The following is an 18,646-nucleotide window of genomic DNA, read 5'->3' as shown; positions in this document are numbered from 1 at the left end:
TTAATGCAAGGGAAAGTAGAGAAAGTTAAAGAAGTGATAGAACAAGATATCTGGGGCTTGATCCAAGATTTCCTGAATATTACCCTTTATCCTTTTACGGGGGAAGAAACAGACGGAGTGCATATAACCGTAGGGGTAGTTCTTTTAGTGATTTTTACTTTTGTTATTACCACTATAGCACTTAGGTTAACACGCGTTTTCTTGACTAGGAAACTTGAAGAAAATGATAAGTTAAAATTTATAAGTGTATTTAAATTCATAAAATACTTAGTATATCTAATTGTTATTATTGTCACCTTAAGTTCAGCTGGAATCAATATTACAGTACTTCTAACTGCATCTGCAGCATTATTTGTTGGTCTTGGTTTAGCGTTGCAAGAACTCTTTCAGGATGTTATAGGAGGTTTGTTTATTATCGTAGATAAATCTCTTTTGGTAGGAGATATTATAGAGATAGATGGAAGAGTAGGAAGAGTGATAAACATTAAATTAAGAACTACTCGGGTACTTACTCGAGATGATAAGGTGATGATTATTCCTAATCATAAATTTATAAGTGAGATTTTATTCAATTACACTCAAAATCATAGATCTACACGTGAATTTGTTAAGGTTGGTGTGGCCTATGGAAGCGATACAGAAAGGGTTGAAGCAATATTATTGGAATGTGCAAGAGAGCAAACAGGAATTGTTAAAAAGCCTGAACCTTTCGTGCTTTTCGAAGATTTTGGAGATTCGGCATTGGTTTTTTCCCTACATTTTTTCGTTACAGACAGCTTTGTAGATCCTAAAATTAAAAGTCAGTTGAGGTTTAAAATAGATCATAAGTTTAGAATAAATGGTATTACCATTCCTTTCCCTCAGCGAGATGTACATATGTTTTATCCGGCTAAGACAAGTACTCCGACAATTCCGCCCGCAAATGAAGAAAATACTTAACACAATTTTATTCTTGTGTTTTATTGGGATAACTACAAAAACGAATGCTCAGTCGGCCGATTTAGCGAGGATAGAATACACTAATTTCCCTCAGTCCAATTCAGATAATTCATTTAGTCGTTTCAGGTCTTCACTTAAATTTCCTGTTAAACTGAATGATAGCGGTGCTTATTTAATACCCGGAATTCAATATGAAAATATCAATTTCCAGTATAAAGATGCTGCTCCTTTTCCCACAGAAAACTTGGAACATTTACAATCCTACACCTTTAGTTTAGGATACACTTTTAAAATGAGTGAAGAATGGCGGTTTGGGATACAAGGAGAGGTAAATGCTACTTCTAATTTTGAAACAGAAAAACTACAAAGTGAAGATGTTGAGTATACAGGAACAATATTTTTTATAAAATCTAAAAAAGACCAACGATTTATTCAACCTTGGAGATTAATTCTAGGGCTTCGTTATTCTACTTCTACAAGTATAAATTTTCCCTTGCCTATTATTAATTACTATAAAAGGGTACATCCTAAATGGTCTTATACCTTGGGAGTACCAAAAACTAATCTAAGATACTACCTGGGTGAAAAAAGTGCTTTGCAGGCATTTGTAACTGTAGATGGGTTTTATGCAAATATTCAAGAGAAATTTAATCCAAATGCAGTTACCTCATTAGATAAGAAACTAGCTCAAAATATATCTATTACTACAGTTTTATCTGGGATTGGATACGAATTGAAGTTCTCGGAGTATTTTTCTTTTTATATTTACGGTGGTCATAGCCTTATTAATGACATTCGTTTGAGAGATGAAAATCAGGATAGGGTATATACCATAAACGATACAAATTCTTTATATGGCCGTACAGGTCTTAAATTCAGTATATTATAATGGCAAAGATTTTAGTAATAGAAGATGAAGCATCAATACGCAGGGTTTTAGTTAAAATTCTTTCTGAAGAAAACAAAACCTATCAGTTAGAAGAAGCTGAAGATGGATTGATAGGGATAGAGAAAATAAAAGATGAAGAATACGATCTTGTCTTATGCGATATCAAGATGCCAAAAATGGATGGCATCGAAGTGCTTGAAGCCATAAAAAAGATAAAACCAGAAGTTCCAGTAGTTATGATCTCTGGGCACGGAGATCTAGATACAGCCGTAAACACAATGAAAATGGGTGCTTTCGACTATATTTCTAAACCTCCAGATCTCAATAGATTATTGAACACTGTTCGCAATGCTTTGGACAGGAAAGAATTGGTTGTAGAAAACACACTTCTTAAGAAAAAAGTAGGAAAAAAATACCAGATGATAGGGGAATCTCCTGCGATCACTTCCATTAAAGAAATTATAGAAAAAGTTGCACAAACCGATGCCAGAGTCCTAATTACTGGGCCTAACGGTACAGGTAAAGAATTGGTGGCGCATTGGATACATGAAAAAAGTGATCGCTCTAGCGGTCCTATGATAGAGGTGAATTGTGCTGCTATCCCTTCAGAATTAATTGAAAGTGAACTTTTCGGGCATGTAAAAGGAGCATTTACTTCAGCAAATAAGGATAGAGCAGGGAAATTTGAAGCTGCAAATGGCGGCACCATCTTCTTAGATGAAATTGGTGATATGAGCCTTTCTGCTCAAGCTAAAGTTTTACGTGCGTTGCAAGAAAATAAGATCTCTCGGGTTGGGAGCGATAAGGATATTAAAGTAGATGTTAGAATAGTTGCGGCTACAAATAAAGATCTTAAAAAGGAAATAGAAGATAAAAAATTCAGAGAAGATCTATATCATAGATTAGCGGTGATCCTCGTTAAAGTACCACCCTTAAATGAGCGTAGAGATGATATTCCGCTACTGATAAATTTCTTTTCAGAAAAAATTGCAGAAGAGCATGGGAGTAATGTGAAGGTGTTTACTGAAAAAGCAGTGAAGCAACTACAGGATTATGACTGGACAGGAAACATTCGTGAATTACGGAATGTTGTAGAACGTCTTATTATTCTTGGAGGTTCTGAGGTTACTGAAGAAGATGTAAAACTCTTTGCAAGTAAATCTTAAAGAGCTAAACAAACTTCAATTAAATTATTTCTTAGAAGAGTTTGGTAAGTATCTTAAAAAATACATTGTGTCTCCACTTGGATGTTCCCAGGTATTAAAAAGTTCGAACCCAAAACGTTGATATACCAACGAATTTTGGCGCATTCTGGTTTCAGCATATAACGGAATATTATAAAGATTTGCCTGACGGTAAAATTCGTCTTTCATTTCTTTTCCCACTTGTTTGTCTGCCCCGCGAGAACCTTCTAAAATCCCCCAAAACCAACAGTATAAATATTCACCCTCCTGTGGGCGTTGGCTCTTAATATATTTTTGTGTCTTTAAGATTTTTAAAGCCTTCGTTATCCCTGTAACATTCCAAACAAGACCTAATTGCTCAGGCAATTCTTGCCAAAAGTTATCATCATTTTTGCTTGTTTTAAAAAGTATGGCAAAACCTTTTTGATTTTCAGATATAATAAGGGCATCCTTCTTAAGGGCCTTATCAACCATATGTGTTGCCAAATAAAGGAATCGTTGATCCCTTTTAGAATCATCCTTTACCAACTCCATAGAACTAGGGATTTCCTTGAGTAATGCGGCAAAATTCTGTATAAGTTCTTCTCTCTCCAAGCTAATCAATTTAATGGCGAATATAAAAAAAATATGTTTCTTAAAGATTGTATATTTAGCATTCAACGATTTAGAATATGGATAAATTAGATCTTAAACATTTTCGAATAGATTCTGAAATTGAATTAAAGAATAAAGCGACTTCCTATCCTATGGAAATCAGCGACAAAAAAGTTAAAAATCTACTCAAAGATACTAGAGTGAAACTAGGTAAATGGCAGGATAAGTTATACGCACATGGTAAGTATGCTGTGCTAATTTGTATTCAAGGAATGGATACTGCGGGTAAGGATAGTATGATAAGGGAAGTCTTTAAAAATTTTAATTCCAGAGGAGTCGTAGTGCACAGTTTTAAAGTGCCAACACCTTTGGAACTCAAGCATGATTTTTTATGGAGACATTATATTGCCCTACCTGCTCGGGGTAAGTTTGGAATATTCAATAGGACTCATTACGAAAATGTACTTGTTACCCGAGTGCATCCAGAATATATTCTAGAATCAAATTTACCAGAGGTTAATAGTCTGGAAGATATAAATGAAGAATTTTGGGAAGAGCGTTTTAATTCCATTAGAAATTTTGAAAAACATATTGCCGAAAATGGCACCTTGATCTTTAAATTTTTCCTTCACCTTTCAAAAGAAGAGCAACGTCAACGCTTATTACGCAGATTGAATAAATCTGAAAAGAACTGGAAATTTTCTCCGGCCGATCTTAAAGAGCGCAAATTATGGGACGAATATCAGCATGCCTACGAAATCGCTATTAATTCGACTTCCAAATCTCACGCTCCTTGGTATATTATCCCGGCAGATGATAAGGACACGGCACGTTATTTGGTCGCTAAAATATTGTACGATGTGCTTACAGAATATAAGGATGTTCAGGAGCCGGAGTTATCTCAAGAGATTAAAAATAATCTTGAAGAATACAAGGAGATCTTAAAAAAAGAAACCTTATAATTACCTTTTTAAAATTCAAAAAAACAGTATCAATGAGAAAAATATTTATAGTAGGACTTTCCATTTTATGTAGTCAGCTATCATTTTCACAAATCAATAACAAGCAAGAAGATTCTTTAAATCTTCGAAAATTATATGATATGTCTTTGCTTAATGGCAAATCCTATCAATGGTTAGAACATTTATCCAACGATATTGGAGGAAGGCTTTCTGGATCTTTAGATGCCCAAATGGCGGTAGAATACACAAAAAAGGAATTAGAGACTTTAGGATTAGATAAAGTCTGGTTACAACCCGTTATGGTTCCAAAATGGGTGCGTGGAGCAAAGGAATTTGCTTACATAGAAACGGCTCCTGGTAGCACTAGAAACATTAATATCACTGCATTAGGAGGTTCTGTATCTACACCTGTGGGCGGTGCAAAAGCTCAGGTGATAGAAGTGCAAGGAATAGAAGATCTTGCAAGATATGGCGAGGAGCAAATAAAAGGGAAGATCGTTTTTTATAATAGACCAATGCGGGCAGATCTTATAAATACTTTTGAGGCCTATGGAGGTTGTGTAGATCAGCGATATTCTGGAGCGGCAGAAGCTGCAAAATATGGAGCAATTGGAGTGTTGGTAAGATCTATGAATTTAAGGCTGGACGATTTTCCTCATACTGGAACTATGAGTTATGGCGAATTAAGACCTTCTCAAAGAATTCCTGCAGCAGCTATAAGCACGAATGATGCTGAATATTTAAGCAGTCTTTTGAAAATCGAAAAGAAAGCCGAAGTTTATTTTAAGCTGAATAGTGAACAACTACCAGATGTACAAAGTTATAATGTGATTGGTGAGATCACCGGTAGTGAATTTCCTGATGAGTATATAGTAGTAGGCGGACATTTAGATTCTTGGGATGTAGGAGATGGTTCTCATGATGACGGAGCTGGAGTGGTTCAATCTATGGAAGTATTGCGATTATTAAAAGAATCTGGAATTAAGCCAAAAAGAAGTATTCGTGTAGTCTTATTCATGAATGAAGAGAATGGATTACGTGGTGGTAATAAATATGCTGAGGTAGCTGTAGAAAAGAATGAAAATCATATTTTTGCCTTAGAAAGTGATTCTGGAGGATTCACTCCCAGAGGATTTTCTTTTGAAGCAAAACAAGATCAATTTGATCAAATAGCCGCATGGGAATCCTTGTTTAAACCTTATTTAATTCACTACTTCGAGTTAGGTCATGGTGGAGCAGATATAGGTCCTTTGAAAAATGGTGAAATTGTACTTGCGGGATTAGTGCCAGATTCTCAACGTTATTTCGATCATCATCATTCAGAAAATGACACTTTCGAGCATATTAATAAAAGGGAGTTGGAATTAGGTGCTGCAACGATGGCATCTTTGATTTACTTAGTAGATAAGTACGGAATTTCAACTAATTCAGGAGTCTCAAAACTTTAGGTAATATTATCAATTCTTAAGAATTCCATTTTAATCCCTCATTGCGGGTTTAACCCGCCTGACCGGCTGGGAAGGTTCCCCGAGGCCCGCCCGTACCGTTCGGGCGGGCTTGCCCCGAGGTTTTTGATTTTTCTACAAAAAGATCAGCCATGATTTTTAGAAAATTAAAATAGAATTCAATTTTTGCCCAAACAAATCCTGTTATCTTTGCCACTTAATTTTTGAAATTGCAGTTAACAGCCTACACCAAAGAGTTCAAATACAATTTAACTATAGCCTTTCCCATTATGATGGGCCAATTGGGTCATGTTTTGGTTGGGCTAGCCGATAATTTGATGATCGGCCAGCTAGGTGCCGCAGAATTAGCTGCAGTTTCCTTAGGAAATAGTTTGGTTTTTATCGCCTTGTCTTTAGGGATTGGTTTCTCTTTTGCTATAACCCCATTAATTGCTGAGGCAGATGGGGCGGGGAATATAGAAAAGGGGAGAAGTTATTTCCATCATGGCGTGATGTTGTGCACTGTGAATGGGATAGCACTATTCTTACTTTTATTATTAGCTAAACCTATTTTGTATCATTTAGATCAGCCGCCAGAAGTGGTTGCCTTAGCTATTCCATATCTGGAAATAGTTGCATTCTCAATGATCCCTTTAATGATCTTCCAAGCTTACAAGCAGTTTGCCGATGGATTATCGCAAACAAAATATGCCATGTATGCCACTTTATTGGCAAATGTGGTGAATGTGATATTCAATTTTTTACTGATCTACGGAGTTTGGATCTTCCCAAGACTGGAATTGGAAGGAGCAGCCATAGGAACCCTGATCTCAAGATTCTTTATGTTATGGTTCTTATGGGAAGTATTGAGAAAGAAGAAGAAATTTAAGCAATATTTTGTGTGGTCTAAAAATGAATTTTTTAAGCTTGCAATCTTCAAAAGAATATTTGCTCTAGGATTTCCTACTGCTTTACAAATGTTCTTTGAAGTAGCAATATTTACCGGAACGATCTTCTTAGCCGGAATGTTGGGTACAAATCCACAGGCCGCAAATCAAATAGCACTTAATCTTGCTTCTATGACTTTTATGATTGCCGTTGGCCTGGGAGTAACTGCTACAATACGGGTCGGAAATCAAAAAGGCTTGCGTAATTATAAAGAACTCCGGAGAATTGCATTTTCCACGTTCTTATTGGTATTTTTAATTGAAGCTGTTTTTGCCATTCTCTTCATTTTAATGAAAGATTGGTTGCCAACATTCTACATAGATAATGTAGATGTAATTGTTTTAGCGGCTCAATTATTAGTTGTTGCTGCTTTATTCCAATTAAGTGATGGTTTGCAGGTGGTGATCTTGGGAGCGCTTAGAGGGCTTCAAGATGTAAAGATCCCAACTCTTATTTGTTTTGTTGCCTATTGGATAATCGGATTTCCGGTTTCTATATATTATGGAAAGGCAGAAAATTTAGGTAGTATGGGGATTTGGCTTGGGTTGTTAGCAGGTCTAACAGCATCGGCTATAATGTTGTATTTTAGGTTCAATTATTTAAGTAAAAAATTAATTCTGAAGGCTGATTAATTCTATGCTGAAGAGATTTCAGTAAGAATTAGAAGTTTTGAAAATAAAATAGACTCTGAGATAATTCCGTTAACTATCGGAACAGTTTGTTACATTTCCCGATAGCTAGTTTGACAAATTACATTGCAGATTCTAAATAATCATGATCCTGAAATAATTCGGCTAGTAATCGGAACAGGAGGAAGAAGGGCTCAATTAATAAATTGCTTTTCTGAAAAATTATAAAAAGTAAAAAATATGGAATTCCCAAAATTTCTTTTAGGTGATAATACCGATTTTCCGGATGCAATCTTTGTGATCCACACAGAGTATCCAAGATTTATAATCAATTTGGAAAACGACGATGTAGAGTGGTTGGAAGATTTTGATAAAAGTGATGAAAAGGAACTTGCTACTGAAGCCGAGATCTTGATCACACAAGCAAGTGAATTTTATGACAGGGAAGTTTCTAGGTATGACGATTAATTTTTTTTGATTGTTCGCTAAATATCATAAACTGATAAAAGACGTCATTCTGTACCAAGGCTTCGGGAGTTTCAGAATCTCATTATACTCTAAATGAACACAATAAATTGAGACCCTGAAATCATTCCGATAGCTATCGGAACAGGGTGACGATATACTATTATTAAAAAACGGAAATACAATTAATTTTCAATGATAGACCAACTAATTGCGTACGACAGAGAATTATTTCTTTATTTAAACAATCTTGGCAGCCTGCCTTGGGATCCATTTTGGCTCTTGATCACAGATAAATGGACTGCCATTCCTTTGTATGCGGTATTGTTATTTCTAATCTATAAAAAACTTGGTGTTAAAGGGACTTTAATCACGATGGTATTGGTCGCTTTAATGATCACATGTACCGATCAATTAGCGAACCTTTTTAAACATGGTTTTGAAAGGCCCAGACCTTGCAGACAAGAAGGTGTGATGGAAGCTACGAGGTTTATTGCGGTACGTTGTGGTAGGTTCGGCTATTTTTCTGCACATGCATCTAGCTCTACAGCCTTAGCGATTTTTGTTGGATTAATTCTGAAAAGGTTTTTTCCAAAACTGATTTATTTTCTACTTATTTGGGCGGTAATAGTTACTTACAGTAGAATCTATGTTGGGGTTCATTATCCTCTAGATGTAATAACCGGGATGTTCCTTGGGACTTTACTAGGCTTATTATTTGCCTTTTTGCATAAATTTTCACTCGAAAAATTCAAGATTACTTTTTAGTTAAAACATAGAATTCTCGAATCAACCGACTGTTTTCTCCTTTAGCCATTGTTGGATTTAGATCTAAGGTGTCAATCAGTTGAAAATTATAGCTTCGGAAATTTTCTTTCCACTCAGGATTTCCATTTTGATGCACTAAGATTCCAATTTTTTTAGTCTTGGCTTCAGCAGGAAGATCTCCTTCAGAATTTAGCACTGGCATAGGTTTCCCGTATTCAAATATAAGTTCAGGAATAATTCCTGATACTTCATAGATTTGAATTTTTTTAGCTTCTTCATATTTAATAAGCGATGCAATATTAGGTTCATTTCTATGTGGAGAGATCAATTCTAATAAGGGAAAGCCAAAATTTAAAATTACCAGGATCATTAAGAATTGCAATCCAAATAGAAGTTTGGCTCTCTTTCTAAGCAATCCAAATACAAAGCCTATTCCAACTAAAACCAGAGTGCTACTTACTAAAAGAAAATAGAAAGATTTCTCCCAGATTGCTGTACCGAAGAAATAATAAAGTACAAATGGAGCAGCTATTGCAATAATTGTTAATACTATAAAATTCAAATAAACCGGGAAGCGCTCTATTTTCGATAATCTTCGACCGAAATTCTTAATGATATACTCTACATAAAAGCCAGTTGTCATTGCTAAGGGAATTAATACCGGTAATAGGTATCTGCTTTTCTTTTCAGGAATTATAGACAATAAAACAACTGAAAATATGGTCCATAGAATATAGAATTTATAGGCTTTTAGGTTAGAAACTCTTGGTTTTAAATACCAATAAAATAAGCTTACAAATGCCGGAATAGTCCAAATTCCGCTTTGTGTAAAGAAACTCCAATAATACCAGAAAGGACGAACGTTATAATTAAGCCATCTACTGCTTTCAAGTTCGGCCACGGCAGCGAAAGCTTCAGCATCGTAATGATGCACATAGAGGGTCCAGCTAATTCCTGTGCTTATACCAATAATTAGAAAGAGAAGCATAGGTTTCCAGTTCAATTTTAGATTTCGGAACTTATAAGTGAGCGAGTAACTAATCAAATAAGGTATAAATAGCGCATATAATGAAACCGGGCCTTTGCTCAATAAGGAAGCACCAAAAAATAATCCTGCAATTATAGCGTACCTGTATTTTTTAACATCAGAATTGAGCGTGAGGATGATAAAATAAATAGCACCCATCATAAAAGCATGAGTGAAAATGTCCCATTGGCCGTCTCTTCCTGAAAACACAATATAAAAGGAGGTCATTAAAATGAGACTAGAAATAAAGGCAACATTTTTTTTAACAACCAATAACAGCTGAAGCTTATAAAATATTATAAGAAGTAGAATCGAGGTTAGCGCTGCTGGCAAACGATATGCAAACAAACTTTCCATCCCAAATAGGAAGGCGGAGATTGCAGTTAACCAAGTTGGGAAAGGAGGTTTTTCATAACGTGCCGATTCATTCATCGTAGTAAAGATCCAGTTGTTATGAGTGAGCATTTCCCTGGCGCTAATAAAATTACGAGCTTCCATTATATTCACCATCAGTACATCCAGATTGGTGATAAAAATTAAAACTCCTAATAGAAGGAGTAATAGTACTGGGTAATTATGATATAATTTTTTTAGAATATTCATGGGGCGAATGTAAAAGATATTATTTTATATATGCGTTTTTCGTTTTAATCCCTCATTGAGGGTTTAATTCCCCGAGGCCTGCCCGAAAAGAATTTCATTCAGGCGGGCTTGCCTCGAATTTTTAAAAGTATTTTCCAATTCATATCTCGTGGGCCCGCACGTACCGTTCGGGCGGGCTTGCCCCGAGGTTCTTGATTAGTATATCATCACCCTGATAGTTGTCACGTCACCCTGTTCCGATAGTTATCGGAATCGTTTCAGGGTCTCAATTTATTGTTTTCATTTAGAGTGAAATATGATTCTGAAACTTCCAAAGGATCGGGCCAGAATGACGTCTTTTATCAGTTTATGACACTTAACGGAAAATTAAATTTATTTTTAAAGGCTTTGTAGTTTCAGCAAAAATTTTGCAGCTGCAAAGGGAGTGGTTTCATTATTTTCTATCGCTTTTAGTTGTTTATCTAAAGCTTTTTTGATCTCAGAATCTTGATAGAATCTACTTTTTAAATGCTCATTAATGGTTTGTAACAACCAGAATTTATTTTGGTTATGACGATTGATTTCAAAATAATCGTTTTTATCTACTAAAGATTTATATTCTAAGATCATTTCCCAAACAGCAGTTATACCTGTTTCTTCTAATGCACTGCATAAAGACACTTTTGGCTCCCATTCACTGGCTTTGGGCGGATATAGATGTAAAGCTCTTTTAAACTCTAGTCTGGCAGCTTGTGCAGCTTTCAGGTTGTCTCCATCAGCTTTGTTTATTACTATAGAATCTGCCATTTCTATAATTCCGCGTTTAATTCCTTGTAATTCATCTCCCGCGCCGGCTAATTTCAGTAGTAAGAAAAAATCTGTCATGCTATGTACAGTGGTCTCACTTTGTCCCACGCCAACCGTTTCTATAAGTAATATATCAAAGCCGGCCGCTTCACAAAGAATGATAGATTCTCGTGTTTTTCTTGCAACACCTCCAAGGGAATCCCCAGAAGGAGAAGGCCTAATAAAAGCATTTTCTTCTGTCACCAGATTTTCCATTCGGGTTTTGTCGCCCATTATGCTTCCGTGAGAAACCGAGCTACTTGGATCTACCGCTAACACCGCAACTTTTTTCCCCTGATGGATCAAGTAACTACCAAAGGCTTCAATAAAAGTGCTTTTTCCCACCCCGGGAACGCCTGTGATTCCTATTCTAAGGGATCTGTGTGCATGAGGAAGGCATTCTTCAATAAGTTTTTCAGCAATTGCCTTATGCTCTTTCTGGTTGCTTTCAACTAAAGTGATCCCTCTGCTCAAAGCGGTTTTGTCTCCTGCTAATAGTTTTGCTGCTAAAGCTGAATCTTCCAATAACTTTTTCCTAGAGACCTTGATCTTATCTTTTGATGCCGGATTAATATTTGGGGTTGCAGGTATGCTTGCTGATTGTTGCAAAGCAGATTTTTTAGTAGATTTAGACAATGTGAGAATCGAGATTTATGACAAATTTATGAGCACTTCTTTTGAAGTAAATAGCTAATGTTGGTATCTTCAAATTTAATTAAAAATAATCAAAAATATACAAGATGAAAACATTGTACAAAGCCAAAGTTACAACTTCTGGAGGACGAGAAGGACATGTGAAAAGTGACGATGGTATATTAGATATGAGAGTGAGTATGCCCAAAGGTATGGGTGGGAAAGGAGAAGATTTCACTAACCCGGAACAGTTGTTTGCAGCTGGATATTCTTCCTGTTTTGGAAGTGCTTTACAAGTAATTGCAAAAAAACATAAAGTAGATCTTGGTGATTTTAGTGTTACTGCGACTGTGAAATTGGGAAGTTTAGAAGATGGTAATTTACAATTGGCCGCTATTTTAGACTGCTATATCCCTGGAGTAGAAGTAGAGAAAGGGGAGCAGTTGGTAAATGAAGCCCATGAAATTTGTCCTTATTCTAGAGCTACAAGAGACAATATAGATGTTACTTTAAATTTAATGTTGGATGAATAATTGAGTAATATCTCAATCTATTATCCTAATTAGTTGAAGAAAAAGCTGTTCAGAAATTATTTTTTTGGACAGTTTTTTTATTTTTAATGGGAACACTTATCTTAATATCATCCCAAGCCAAGTAGAAAAGAACCAGATCGTTTGACTTTTCAAAATAAATGCTGAATTGCTCCAAGGTATCCTGAACCTTTGTTATTGGCACTTCTAATACCAAAACGTCAAAATTGGGATCGCGAGATGCTTTTTTTTCCAGATTAATGCCCCAAGGATACATTTTAGAATTAAAGATCACTTTCCAGGAATTCTGCATAGGGATGGTCCATAAAGTATAGGTTCCACTTTTAAGCGGTGAGCCATCAACTAAAACATCTTTATTGGTTGAAAATGTAGTGGCTTCGTTAGCTCCAGTCCTCCAAACTTCTCCATAAGGTACCAATCCCCCGAAAACCTCTCTCCCTTTTTTATAGGGTCTATTATAAACAACTTCCATTTTTAAAGAATCTTCAGAAAACACACTTGAATCTTCAGGGCTATGAGCTTTGGTAGAATAACGCCACAATAAGACCCCTCCAATAACTACTGCTATTACGGCAATAATAATTTTAATAATAGTATAGCGTTGCGAATTTTTCATGCTTGCAAATTCTTTATTTTCATAAATAAATATAAATTAATAAGCTTGTCTCCAGATTACTGATTTAAAAATACTTTTCTAAAACTATACCAATTCTCTTAAATTATAGGAAATTGTCAATCAAAAATACGATATCCAGTTTAAGGCTGGAAATCACTTTTAACCAGCTATATTCAGGTTTTTCGTCATGTTGTTCTGATGGCTATCTCAATTGTTTCAGTATCCTAGTAAGTCTGGAGGTTAGCCTGAAACTCCCGATGTTTGGGAACAGGATATATGTGAGTGAAAAACGGTATCCAATTAAAATTATGCAAAACCTTTCAGAAATACTTTTTTCAGAAAAAAAACTGCTAAATTTTGCAACAGGAGAATTTTTAGATCGTCTTTTAAATACTAACTAAGCATTATTAAATTTTGTTAAAGCATCAACTCATAGAAGATTGTCGTGCCAACAACAGAAAAGCACAATTAAAACTTTATAACAGTTATTGTGATGGAATGTTCATTGTGGCCAGCAGATTTCTTCGGGATACAGCAGAGGCTGAGGATGCCATGCAAGAAGCATTTATTAAAGCCTTTGCTAAACTTCATCAATATTCCGGAGAAGTCACTTTTGGCGCATGGTTAAAACGAATCGTGATCAATAAATGCCTGGATCAGTTAAAAGCAAAAAAGTTGGAATATGTTGCGCTTAACGAACAACTGATAGAGAAAGTAGCAGATGATGAGTCTCAAGATTGGCAGGTGGATGATGGAATTGGAGTAGAAGAAGTGAAAGCTGAAATTCAGGAGCTTCCAGAAAAGTATAAATACCCACTTATGCTCTACTTAATTGAAGGTTATGATCATGAGGAAATTTCAGAAATATTGAAGATCTCTCAGGTAGCTTCCAGAACACTGGTACATAGAGGAAAGAAAAAATTACAGGAAAAATTAAAAGTATTTAGAAATGGCACAGGATATTAGAAAAATGTTCAAGGATGATGAGCCTTGGACTTCAGAAAAACTAAGCAAAGGGCATCAAAAACGCTTTGAAGCGAGGTTAGATAACAAGCTTCCACAAGAAAAAAAGACCAATAAATATTTCTTTCTAAAAATTGCAGCTGTGTTTATTGTTGCTTTAGGGATTGGCACCTTGTTCTTTAACAGAGACGTCATTATAAACAATGAAACTCCGATTGTTGCTACCCCGGAAGCTGAAGACGAAAAAAATGAGATTCCTGTAAAAGAATTTCAGCTAAGTGAGGTTTCTCCAGATTTTAAAAAGATTGAAAACTATTATTTAGCAGGGATCAATATGGAACTGGCTAAGCTGGAAGTAAATCCTTCAAACAAGGCCTTGATAGATTCCTTTATGGGAAAGATGTCAGAATTAAATACAGAATATAAACGCTTGAATGCTGAGTTTAATGAGATGGGCCCTAATGAGCAAACTATTGAAGCTATGGTCGAAAATCTTCAATTTCGTTTGGACTTATTGTACAAACTCAAGAATAAATTAAATGAAATTAAACAAACTAAAAACACCAATAATGAAAACCATAAAGCCTAATTATACCCTACTATTTTGCTTATTATTTTCTGCAGGGATATTTGCTCAAACTAAAAAACTTGAGAAGACTTATAAAACAAAACAGGATGTTTCTGTGGTGATAGATGCAAAATACACCAATATAATCATTGAGAATTGGGATAAGAACGAAGTAGCTATAGAAGCCTATCTAGAACCAGGAAATTTAAAAAGCGAAGATGCTAAAAAAGCTTTGGAAAGCTGGAAACTGGAAACTTCAGGGAGTTCAGAAAAAATTGAGATCAGCTCTGGTGGAGGGACTGCAATGAATTTAAATATAGATATGGATCTTTCTTCTTTAACCGAATCTATGGGAGAACTGCAAGATATCTTGGGGCCAATGATGACCGATATGATAGCGCCTATGTTGGAGAACATCAGTAAAAATCCGTTACCAGCAGAATTTCATGAGAAGATAGGGAATATGGACTTCGATTATGATGCCTACAAAAAAGATGGGGACAAGTATATGGAGAAGTGGGAGAAAAAAATGGAGAAGAATTTCGGAAAGGACTTCGAAAAATCTATGGAAGCCTGGGGGAAACAATTCGAGAAGAACTCTGAGGGATGGGAGAAAAATTTTGAAAAGAAAATGGAAGCTTGGGGAGAAGAATTCGAGAAGAATTTTGGAAAGGATATGGAAAAATGGGGCGAAGATTTTGGAAGAAAAATGGAAAACTGGGGAGAGAATTTTGGTAAAGAAATGGAAGGAAAACAAAATTTTAAAGGAGGTGAAAAGGAAACAACCAAAGCTTCTTCTCAAGGCAAGCGGATCATTAAAATTAAAATCCCCAGAAATGCTAAATTAGATCTTGATGTGAGATATGGCGAATTGAAATTGGGAGAAAAAACTACCAATTTAAAAGCGAATTTATCACACAGTAAACTATCTGCCAATATCATTGAAGGCGAGAAAACAGAAGTTAAAGTATCATATAGTCCAATAAATGTGAATATTTGGAATTATGGAGTGCTTAAAACCAATTATGTGGAAAACTGCGAAATAGGGAAAGTAAAAAGCATTAAACTCATCTCTAATTCCAGCGATGTAAGCATAAAGGAAATAACTGAAACCGGAATACTTTCGGGAACCTTTGGCGAACTTGCTGTAGGGAAATTGGGATCGGGATTTAAAAATCTAGATATCACTTTAGAAAATAGTGACTTAAGACTTTCTTTACCTAGCGCTGCTTTAAATTTCAATTACAATGGTACTCAAAGCAATATTGAATATCCAAAAACACCTTCTATAAAAGCTACCAAATCTTATGATAATGAGATTCTTAATGGATACTATAAAGCTAAGGACGGAAATGGAAGTGTTAACATAAATGCAAGTTTTAGCGACGTGTATATAAAATAAGTTATTTTTGAAAAAAATAGCTCATGTTCAAATCAAATTTCGCTGAATTTCTAAAAGATTGCACGAATGAATTTACTCCTGTCTTAGATAAAACCTTTGCAAAGAAGGATTTTGTTCACATAGATCTTTCTGAAACAAATAAAGATATTAGGGAGATGCCTATTCCATCTGCAATTGCAGTGAAGACTTTTATAGATGGATATGTTGCTTCCAAGAAAGCAAAAGTGGCTTATGGAGGTTATAATGAGAAACGCACGCTATACCAGCGTAGTGTCATCTTTAAAGGCGAAACAAGCCCTTCTTCAAGAAATATACATATAGGTTTGGATTTTTGGTGTGATGCTGGGACTGCAGTTCTAGCAGCTTTAGAAGGCACAGTACATAGCTTTAAGGAGAATGAAGGTTTTGGTAATTATGGCCCAACAATTATTCTAGAACATATTGTGGGAGATAGAACCTTTTATACTCTATATGGACATCTAAGCAAAGACTCCATTAAAAAATTAAGTTTCGGCCAGATCGTGGAAGCCGGAGATAAAATTGGAACTCTTGGTTCCCACAAGGTAAATGGAGATTATGCTCCGCATTTACATTTTCAAGTTATTAAGGATATTCAAGGATATACAGGGGATTATCCGGGAGTTGCATCTGCAGATAAACTAGACTTTTATCTGGACAACTGCCCAGATCCTAATCTGTTGTTGAAGATTGATTAAATCAATTTGATTTTAAGTTTTTCTGTCCAGTTTTCTTGAATTTTTTGTCATCTCGAACGTAGTGAGAGATCTCAATTGAATTATATGTGTAAAGTAAAGAAGAGATTTCTCAGTTGCGAAAGCCTTCTTCGAAATGACACTTTTTGGTAGAAGATAATTTCCCGATTTGTCATTTCGAACGTAGTGAGAGATCTCAATGGAGTTTAAAACTTCAAGTAAAGAAGGGATTTCTCAGTCGCGAAAGGCTCCTTCGAAATGACAGCATTTTTTTTGCTAAATAGCTTACTCTTTCTTTGTTTTTAGAAACCATGCAACTGCGGCAGAGGTTACTACACCCATTACCAAGGCACCAAAAGTAGCTTGAATAATATAGGATTTTAGATTGAAATACGCTTCAGCTTGTTCTTGGGTCATCACTTTTGTTTCTACACTATATGCAATTACATTCTCAAAATAATCGGGAGTAATATAGTTGCTGGTTACGAATTGTGATAAGGGAGCAAGAAATGTAACTACAATGGTTACTATTATTCCGGCCACAAAACCTTGGCGCCAAGTCATTTGTCTATTATAAAAGTTTATTTTTTTATCCCTAATCGCGAGAAAATAAACTAATACTGCAAAGATTCCGAAGAAGTTAGTGTAAATGGCTTGTTTAGCGATAAGTACATCATGCCAACCCATTGTTTTTTCAAAAACCATCCAAAGCAAGGCTAAAACGGTAAAAATAACACCCCACTTAATTTCAATTGTAAATTTATCCATGATATTGCACTTGGTTATTAGGCTAAAGGTAGAAAAAACTTAGATTTATTTTCTTGAGAAAAGAAGCTCTCTCAAATTACGAAGTCCGTAATACTGTCCCGAGGCAGCATGATGTTTCAGGATCTTAATTGTTTTGTAGGTTTTACGTTATTTGTCATTCCGAGCCTTTAGAAGTGTCAAGACAGCTATTTAATCACATTTAGACATCCCGATCTCACTGGAAATGCGATAACTTTAAAAAATGTCATTCCGACGAAGGAGGAATCTCTTTAATTTACAGAGATTCTTCACTTCATTTCATTGCGTTCAGAATGACAATTTTGCAAATGTCTAAAACCTTAGTTTTTCGAAGTATCAATATTACCATTCAATCACATTTCGACATCCCGATTCCTCGGGAAATGTGACAATTCAATATAATCTTCTGTGTAACATAAAATGTCAAACTGAGCCTGTCGAAGTTTTTAACGGCTTGAATTGTGTAATTATATATCGACATCCAGATCCCTCGGGAAATGGGACAACGTTGAAAAAATGTCATTGCGCCGAAAGAGGAATCTCTTTAATTTACAGAGATTCTTCATTTCATTTCATTGCGTTCAGAATGACAATATTGAAAATTTCTAAAACCTTAGTTTTTCGAAGTATCAATATTACCATTCAATCACATTTCGACATCCCGATCTCACTGGAAATGGGACAATCTTATAAAAGTGTCATTCCGACGAAGGAGGAATCTCTTTAATTCACAGAGATTCTTCACTTCATTTCATTGCGTTCAGAATGACAATATTGAAAATTTCTAAAACCTTAGTTTTTCGAAGTATCAATATTACCATTCAATCACATTTCGACAAGCTCAATGTGACAATTCAATATAATCTTCTGTGTAACATAAAATGTCAAACTGAGGTCGAAGTTTTTAACGGCTTGAATTGTGCAATTATATATCGACATCCCGATCCTACTGGAAATGCGATAACTTTAAAAAATGTCATTTCGACGAAGGAAAAATCTCTTTAATTTGCAGAGATTCTTCACTTCATTTCATTGCGTTCAGAATGACAATTTTGCAAATGTCTAAAACCTTAGTTTTTCGAAGTATCAATATTACCATTCAATCACATTTCGACATCCCGATTCCTCGGGAAATG

The 18,646-nt window shown here is 35.4% G+C and carries 19 protein-coding genes; 13 read left to right on the top strand and 6 right to left on the bottom strand.

The genetic code is table 11. The features are described from left to right. The first annotated feature begins 3 nt into the window (after positions 1-3). Genes ES724_RS13470 through ES724_RS13460 form a run of 3 tightly spaced genes read left to right on the top strand, consistent with a single transcriptional unit; the run spans position 4 to position 2,994 of the window. A complete protein-coding gene (locus ES724_RS13470) occupies positions 4-939 on the top strand; it encodes a mechanosensitive ion channel family protein (protein WP_146933755.1) in 936 nt (311 codons plus the stop codon). Beyond that, positions 923-1,828, top strand: coding sequence for a DUF6268 family outer membrane beta-barrel protein (locus ES724_RS13465; protein WP_146933753.1), 906 nt, complete (start codon positions 923-925; stop codon positions 1,826-1,828). Before ES724_RS13470 ends, ES724_RS13465 begins: the two co-directional genes overlap by 17 nt. After that, entirely contained in the window at positions 1,828-2,994 is a 1,167-nt protein-coding gene (locus ES724_RS13460) for a sigma-54-dependent transcriptional regulator (protein ID WP_146933751.1), read from the top strand. Before ES724_RS13465 ends, ES724_RS13460 begins: the two co-directional genes overlap by 1 nt. A gap of 24 nt (positions 2,995-3,018) precedes the next feature. Here the strand turns inward: ES724_RS13460 and ES724_RS13455 are convergent, their stop codons facing one another. Continuing rightward, positions 3,019-3,606 carry a hypothetical protein gene (locus tag ES724_RS13455; RefSeq protein WP_146933749.1) on the bottom strand — a complete coding sequence of 196 codons (588 nt, stop codon included), beginning with the start codon at positions 3,604-3,606 and terminating at the stop codon, positions 3,019-3,021. 77 nt (positions 3,607-3,683) lie between these two features. Here ES724_RS13455 and ES724_RS13450 point away from each other — a divergent pair, with 77 nt between their 5' ends. Continuing rightward, entirely contained in the window at positions 3,684-4,568 is an 885-nt protein-coding gene (locus tag ES724_RS13450; RefSeq protein ID WP_146933747.1) for a PPK2 family polyphosphate kinase, read from the top strand. A gap of 32 nt (positions 4,569-4,600) precedes the next feature. Beyond that, entirely contained in the window at positions 4,601-6,016 is a 1,416-nt protein-coding gene (locus tag ES724_RS13445) for a M20/M25/M40 family metallo-hydrolase (protein ID WP_146933745.1), read from the top strand. Between the two features lie 49 nt (positions 6,017-6,065). Here ES724_RS13445 and ES724_RS16530 read toward each other — a convergent pair whose 3' ends face one another. Beyond that, on the bottom strand, positions 6,066-6,230 hold the full coding sequence (locus tag ES724_RS16530) for a hypothetical protein (RefSeq protein WP_170249899.1): 165 nt from the start codon (positions 6,228-6,230) through the stop codon (positions 6,066-6,068). Between the two features lie 13 nt (positions 6,231-6,243). Here ES724_RS16530 and ES724_RS13440 point away from each other — a divergent pair, with 13 nt between their 5' ends. From ES724_RS13440 to ES724_RS13430, 3 genes are all read left to right on the top strand, one after another. Further along, on the top strand, positions 6,244-7,593 hold the full coding sequence (locus ES724_RS13440) for an MATE family efflux transporter (protein WP_146933743.1): 1,350 nt from the start codon (positions 6,244-6,246) through the stop codon (positions 7,591-7,593). A 237-nt stretch (positions 7,594-7,830) separates the two neighbouring features. Continuing rightward, positions 7,831-8,058, top strand: coding sequence for a hypothetical protein (locus ES724_RS13435; protein ID WP_026839510.1), 228 nt, complete (start codon positions 7,831-7,833; stop codon positions 8,056-8,058). A 192-nt stretch (positions 8,059-8,250) separates the two neighbouring features. Beyond that, positions 8,251-8,823, top strand: a complete 573-nt coding sequence (locus tag ES724_RS13430) for a phosphatase PAP2 family protein (protein WP_146933741.1) — start codon at positions 8,251-8,253, stop codon at positions 8,821-8,823. On the opposite strand, the gene ES724_RS13425 is transcribed toward ES724_RS13430, so the two are convergent. Both ES724_RS13425 and meaB read right to left on the bottom strand, forming a co-directional pair. Beyond that, positions 8,813-10,453, bottom strand: a complete 1,641-nt coding sequence (locus tag ES724_RS13425; RefSeq protein ID WP_246136881.1) for an ArnT family glycosyltransferase — start codon at positions 10,451-10,453, stop codon at positions 8,813-8,815. The genes ES724_RS13430 and ES724_RS13425 overlap by 11 nt on opposite strands. A gap of 378 nt (positions 10,454-10,831) precedes the next feature. Then, positions 10,832-11,914 carry a methylmalonyl Co-A mutase-associated GTPase MeaB gene (gene meaB, locus ES724_RS13420; RefSeq protein ID WP_146933739.1) on the bottom strand — a complete coding sequence of 361 codons (1,083 nt, stop codon included), beginning with the start codon at positions 11,912-11,914 and terminating at the stop codon, positions 10,832-10,834. Positions 11,915-12,018: 104 nt separating this feature from the next. Between meaB and ES724_RS13415 the strand changes: the two genes are divergently transcribed. After that, positions 12,019-12,444 carry an organic hydroperoxide resistance protein gene (locus ES724_RS13415; RefSeq protein ID WP_146933737.1) on the top strand — a complete coding sequence of 142 codons (426 nt, stop codon included), beginning with the start codon at positions 12,019-12,021 and terminating at the stop codon, positions 12,442-12,444. Between the two features lie 49 nt (positions 12,445-12,493). On the opposite strand, the gene ES724_RS13410 is transcribed toward ES724_RS13415, so the two are convergent. Further along, positions 12,494-13,078 carry a DUF2911 domain-containing protein gene (locus tag ES724_RS13410; RefSeq protein ID WP_146933735.1) on the bottom strand — a complete coding sequence of 195 codons (585 nt, stop codon included), beginning with the start codon at positions 13,076-13,078 and terminating at the stop codon, positions 12,494-12,496. Positions 13,079-13,492: 414 nt separating this feature from the next. Here ES724_RS13410 and ES724_RS13405 point away from each other — a divergent pair, with 414 nt between their 5' ends. Genes ES724_RS13405 through ES724_RS13390 form a run of 4 tightly spaced genes read left to right on the top strand, consistent with a single transcriptional unit; the run spans position 13,493 to position 16,727 of the window. Then, positions 13,493-14,044, top strand: coding sequence for an RNA polymerase sigma factor (locus tag ES724_RS13405; protein WP_146933733.1), 552 nt, complete (start codon positions 13,493-13,495; stop codon positions 14,042-14,044). Continuing rightward, positions 14,028-14,630, top strand: a complete 603-nt coding sequence (locus ES724_RS13400) for a hypothetical protein (RefSeq protein WP_146933731.1) — start codon at positions 14,028-14,030, stop codon at positions 14,628-14,630. Before ES724_RS13405 ends, ES724_RS13400 begins: the two co-directional genes overlap by 17 nt. Further along, the gene (locus tag ES724_RS13395) at positions 14,611-16,011 is read left to right on the top strand and encodes a hypothetical protein (RefSeq protein WP_146933729.1); all 1,401 of its coding nucleotides are present in this window, start codon (positions 14,611-14,613) and stop codon (positions 16,009-16,011) included. The genes ES724_RS13400 and ES724_RS13395 overlap by 20 nt, the downstream gene beginning before the upstream one ends. Before the next feature lie 23 nt (positions 16,012-16,034). Beyond that, positions 16,035-16,727: a peptidoglycan DD-metalloendopeptidase family protein gene (locus tag ES724_RS13390; RefSeq protein WP_146933727.1), complete on the top strand. Its 693-nt coding sequence runs from the start codon at positions 16,035-16,037 to the stop codon at positions 16,725-16,727. 282 nt (positions 16,728-17,009) lie between these two features. Here ES724_RS13390 and ES724_RS13385 read toward each other — a convergent pair whose 3' ends face one another. Continuing rightward, positions 17,010-17,492: a DUF4199 domain-containing protein gene (locus ES724_RS13385; RefSeq protein ID WP_146933725.1), complete on the bottom strand. Its 483-nt coding sequence runs from the start codon at positions 17,490-17,492 to the stop codon at positions 17,010-17,012. Between the last annotated feature and the right edge of the window lie 1,154 nt (positions 17,493-18,646).

The sequence above is a fragment of the Gillisia hiemivivida genome (assembly GCF_007997295.1).
Taxonomy (GTDB): domain Bacteria; phylum Bacteroidota; class Bacteroidia; order Flavobacteriales; family Flavobacteriaceae; genus Gillisia; species Gillisia hiemivivida.
The sequence above is the reverse complement of the archived record's forward strand: the minus strand, read 5'-3'. Positions and strand labels throughout refer to the sequence as shown.